Annotated in this window: 4 protein-coding genes; all 4 read left to right on the forward strand. The window is 56.3% G+C overall.

Annotated elements, in window-relative coordinates:
• On the forward strand, positions 1-1,146 hold a 1,146-nt coding region (locus tag WC488_04490), incomplete at its 5' end, for a type II/IV secretion system ATPase subunit (GenBank protein ID MFA5077658.1).
• Between the two features lie 14 nt (positions 1,147-1,160).
• Positions 1,161-2,957, forward strand: a complete 1,797-nt coding sequence (locus WC488_04495; protein ID MFA5077659.1) for a hypothetical protein — start codon at positions 1,161-1,163, stop codon at positions 2,955-2,957.
• Between the two features lie 14 nt (positions 2,958-2,971).
• Positions 2,972-3,871 carry a type II secretion system F family protein gene (locus tag WC488_04500; GenBank protein MFA5077660.1) on the forward strand — a complete coding sequence of 300 codons (900 nt, stop codon included), beginning with the start codon at positions 2,972-2,974 and terminating at the stop codon, positions 3,869-3,871.
• 4 nt (positions 3,872-3,875) lie between these two features.
• Positions 3,876-4,937 carry a type II secretion system F family protein gene (locus WC488_04505; protein MFA5077661.1) on the forward strand — a complete coding sequence of 354 codons (1,062 nt, stop codon included), beginning with the start codon at positions 3,876-3,878 and terminating at the stop codon, positions 4,935-4,937.
• Positions 4,938-4,973: the final 36 nt, after the last annotated feature.

Below are 4,973 nucleotides of genomic sequence, written 5' to 3' on the forward strand. Positions count from 1 at the left end.
GGCCTCGGCGAAATCGAGACCCTGCTCGGGGACGAGAAGCTCGAGGAAGTAGTGATAAACAACTCCCGCGAGCCCGTGAAGGTTTACCACAAGAAATTCGGGTGGTGCAACACCAACCTGATGCTCAAGGACGAGGAGGCAATATTCGACTACTCCTCGCTCATCGCTAGGAAGGTGGGGCGGCAGATAAACCTCCTCACTCCGTTGCTTGACGCGCACCTTCCGAGCGGGGACAGGGTGAACGCCACGCTCACGCCCATATCCAATTTCGGGAACACCCTCACCATAAGGAAGTTCTCCAAGAACCCGTGGTCGATAACCACGCTCATAAAGAACAAGACGCTCTCGCCGGAAGTGGGGGCTCTCATCTGGCTGTGCGTCCAGAACGAGCTTTCGCTCCTCATAGCGGGCGGAACCGGAAGCGGCAAAACCTCCTTCCTGAACGCTGTCGCGGGGCTTATACCGGCGAACCAGCGCATAATCTCGATAGAAGACACGAGGGAGCTCACGCTCCCCACCTTCCTCCACTGGGTGCCCATGGTGACCAGGGAGCCCAACCCAGAAGGGAAAGGGGAGGTGAGCATGCTCGACCTGATGGTGAACGCCCTGAGAATGAGGCCGGACCGCATCATCGTCGGCGAAGTGAGGAAGCAGCGCGAGGCTGAAATCCTTTTCGAGGCCATGCACACCGGGCACAGCGTGTATTCCACAATACACGCGGACAACGTGGAGCAGGCAGTGAGCCGAATCACCAACCCGCCGATAAACGTGCCCAAGGAGATGCTGGACGCGCTCGCGGGAGTAGTGGTAACGTTCAGGCACAGGCGCTTCAACATAAGGCGCGTGCTCGAGTTCGGGGAAATAATAAAGAACGACGACTTCAGGATTCTGCACCGCTGGGACGTCAAGAGCGACGAGATGCGCGAGGTCGCAGGGCTTTCCAGGCTCGCGGACCTCCTGTCCCTCTATGCCGGGCTGACCGAGAAGGAGATAAAGCAGGACCTGGAGAAGAAGACCGAGGTGCTGAACTGGATGGTCGACAAAAACTATCTGGACGTGGACCAGGTCGGGCACATCGTTTCCCAGTATTATTTCAACGAGGATGACATCTATGAAATGATGAAGAAGGGCGAGAAGACATCCTAGCGTCCGGTGTCCAGATGGACTTCCACGAGCTCGTAGAAGAGGCCAACCGGGCGGAGAAATCCGCCGCGGAAAGGAAGCAGTACCCAGCCAGGCTAAGCCTCCCCAAAACGCTTGACTTTTCCCCTGAAGAATTCGTGGACATGGATTACAAGGACCTGCGCAACGATTACGAGCGCATGGTGAAAGTGGCCAAAGCAACCGGCATGGGATTCAGGCAGGTCGCCGCGCCCGTAGTCCAGCCAGAGCAGGAGCAGAAGCCAGTGCCCAAGGCCGAGAAACCCCCGGGGCAGGAGCGGCAAAAACCGCGCTTCCAGCTCCCTATTCCGAAACCGCTGCGCAAGGTTGAGTCCACGTCAGAAGCCCCATCTGCGCCTTCGAAACCCGTAGAGCATGCGCCCGGTAGAGAGATTGCGCCCGGAGCCAGGAAGCAGGAGCCAGCTCCTGTGCAGGAGGAAAAGCCCGAACCTGCGGAAGCAGAAGTTCCAATTCCGGAAGAGAAAATCGGAGCTCCAGCAAAAAAAGCATATGCTCATGAGGATGAAAAAATCACGTTCGAGCGCGAAGCCCCGGGGCCAGAGAAGGAAGATGAGGAAAAATCCGGGCATGCTGAAGAAGAGCCTGCTGCGCCCGAACCGACGCAGGAACCTGCTCCTGAATTTGAGCGCAGGCAGGAACGCGGATCTGAACGCGAGCGCGAACTCGAACCAGAGAGTGAATCCAAGCAGGAACGCGAAACCGGGCAGGGGCGTGAATCTGAACGCGACGAAACCGAGGGCGCGCCAGAACTTGAACCAGAACCAACGAAGCCGGTGCATGAAGTGCAGATATCGCAAGAGACCAAAGCCGCGATAGGCGAGGCCTCGGAAATTCCATACATCCAGCACCACGTAGTAATTTCCATTGCCGTCCCCCCGCTGCTCTCGATGGACCCGGAGAACGAGGCGCAGAAAAAATACTCCGAGCTCGAGGAGAAGATTCCCAAGGAATCCGGAAAGATAGACGAATCCGAAGTTAAGCAGCGCATGCTTGAGCTCACCAAGCAGCTTTTCAGGGAAAAGAGCGTGAACCAGAGGCAGAAGATAAAGGCGGAGATAACGTCCCTGCGCGAGATGCTCTCCAAGAAGCCCGCAGCCGCGAAGCGCCCGCTCTCCTACGTCGCGAGCTTCTTCAACACCATGGAGGTGGACCAGAAAATGGAGCTCGCGGCCGCCAAGGAATCTCTCTCCAAGGAGTACAAGGAGAACCTGGCGCGCACTCTTGACGCGTTCTCCTCGTCGCTCAAAATAACCCGCAGCGAGGAGGAGCGCAAACGCATCTACGAAACTCTTGTTTCAGATCTCGAGAACCTGCAGTCCCAGGTCGAATCCCTGGGGGACAAGTACGAATCCTTCTTCCTGAGGGAGCACACGCTCTCGCTCCAGAAGCTCAGGGACCTGGCCGCGCTCAAGAGCGAGAAAACCGTGGCCCAGGGTATAGAATCGAAAATAGGCGAGATGAAGTTGGAGTACGCAGCCGAATTCCTCTCATTCCAGGAAGCGGTCAAGAAGGAAGTGGCGTCCATAACAAAGACCAAGAAGCACGAGGCGCTCGAGGGCGAGATGAGCAAGGAGATGGAGCTCATACTCTCTATAGTGAACATGAGCGCAGAGGAGCTCATGAAATACGTCCATTCCCGCCACCCTGGCGAGTACAAGGAGCTTGAAAGCGGAAAGATGACAAAGCTCGAATTCCTTTCTCGCGCAAGGCTGCTGGTGGCGAAAGATTCGGGATTGGGCAAGGATACTATAAATAAATATTTCGGTGAAATATAGATGGGGTCAGTTCCATGAAAGAAGACGCAGATGAACAAAAAGTTTCGCAGTTCCCGGCCCAGAAGCCGGCGAAGGCGAGGAAGCCCAAAATGTCACCCTCTTTCGCCGATGCTCTGGCGCCCTATTTTCCGGACTTGAAAAAGAAGCTCTACCGCGCATCCATGCCCGAGACTCCATCCCAGTTCCTCGAGCGCGCAATATTATCCTCGTTCTTCGTGGCTGTGGCCCTTTCCCTCGTGCTCGCGGTGTTCCTCAACATCCTGTACATAAGCCCGCTTTTCGCAATCGCGGCACTCATATTCCTGGTCCCCGCGTCGTTCTTCTACCTCATGCTATACCCTGAGGCGAGAATAATCCGCCGCCAGCAGGACATAGACGCGGAGCTGGTGTTCGCAGGCAGGCACATACTCATAGCGCTCAGGGCAGGCATGCCGCTTTTCGACGCCCTCGTGGGCGTTTCCAGCGGCTACGGCGCGGTGAGCGAGGAATTCAAGCGCATAGTGGAGAAGATAAACCTCGGCATACCTATGGGCCAGGCGCTCAGGGAGGCTGGGGAGAACACCACGAGCGGCGCGTTCGCGCGCATAGTCATGCAGATAGCCAACGCCATATCCTCCGGCGCCGACGTCTCGTCCTCGCTCGAGATAGCGCTCAACCAGATTGCGAAGGAGCAGGCAATAGCGCTGAAAGCCTACGGCCAGAAGCTCAATCCCACCATCATGTTCTACATGATCATCGGGATAATATTCCCGTCGCTCGGCGTGGCGTTCGCGATAATACTGTTCTCGCTCGTGAGCAGCGGAGCCATAGGGCTCAATCCGACATCCCTAATATACGTGCTGGTGTTCATATCCCTGGTGCAGTATCTCTTCCTCAGCCTCGTGGAAAGCTCGCGGCCGAGGTACGTGTTGTGATAGCATGGCTTCGTTCAACTTCGAAAACCTCGGAAGGATTTTTTCCAGGGAGCAGATGCGCTCCTTCGGGAAGCAGATACACGCGTCAGGCATAAACGCAACCCCGGAAGCTTTCGCCGGCTACCTGGTCCTCACTACGTTCTTCGCCACCCTCTTCTTCGCACTGGTGCTCGTGCTCCTCCCATCCTCGGCGACTTACTTCTACTCGCTGACCAGCAACGCCCTCGCGTCGCTCAAATTCCCGGCCCTTGCGCTCAGGCTCATTGCAATACTGCTCATACTGCTGGTTTCCGCTGCCCTCACCATCTTCTCCATCTACTTCCTGCTCTCGGCAATACTCATCTTGCGCATCGAGGCCAGGAAAAACGCGGTGGAAGTGATACTCCCTGATTTCCTCACGCTCATAAGCGCCAACGTGCGCGCCGGCATGACCCTGGACCAGGCAATCTGGTACTCGGCAAAGCCGGAATTCGGCATCCTCAGCCAGGAAGTGAAGAACGTGATGAAGGGCGCGTTCAGCGGCGAGTCGCTCAACGCGGCGCTCGACAAGCTCAGCGAGCGTTTCGATTCCCGGGCCTTGGATCGGACGATACGGCTGATAAAGCAGGCGTCCTACACTGGCGGCGAGGTCGCCAAGGTGCTCGAAATGACCGCCTCGGACGCAAGGGAGACCGCGATACTCAGGAAGGACATAGCCGCTTCGCTACTCATCTACGAGATATTCGTGGTGATTTCCGCGGCTATAGGCGCGCCATTCCTTTTCTCCGTGGTGAGCAAGCTCCTCGGAATACTGGAAAAGTCCTTCCAGTTCGTGCCCCAGACCACAGCCGAAATGGTGACTTTTATAAGGCCCACCGCGCCCCTCGTGACATCATCAGATTTCTATTACTTCTCCATAATATCTATATTCGTAACCGTGCTGATATCCTCGCTCATGGTCGGTTCGGTCCAGACCGGCTCCAAGAACCAGGGCCTCAAGTATTTCCCGTTCATGCTCGTGCTCGCGTACGTGGTCTACTTCCTGGTCGGTTCTTTGCTTACATCGCTTTTCGCAAGCATGATTTGATTGCTTCCAGTGCAATATACGATAATAGAGGTGATA

Source organism: Candidatus Micrarchaeia archaeon (genome assembly GCA_041650355.1).
GTDB lineage: Archaea > Micrarchaeota > Micrarchaeia > Anstonellales > Bilamarchaeaceae > JAHJBR01.

Coding starts and splice junctions, on each gene's coding strand:
- WC488_04500 (MFA5077660.1), top strand. CDS start 2,972: ATGAAAGAAGACGCAGATGAACAAAAAGTTTCGCAGTTCCCGGCCCAG.
- WC488_04505 (MFA5077661.1), top strand. CDS start 3,876: ATGGCTTCGTTCAACTTCGAAAACCTCGGAAGGATTTTTTCCAGGGAG.
- WC488_04495 (MFA5077659.1), top strand. CDS start 1,161: ATGGACTTCCACGAGCTCGTAGAAGAGGCCAACCGGGCGGAGAAATCC.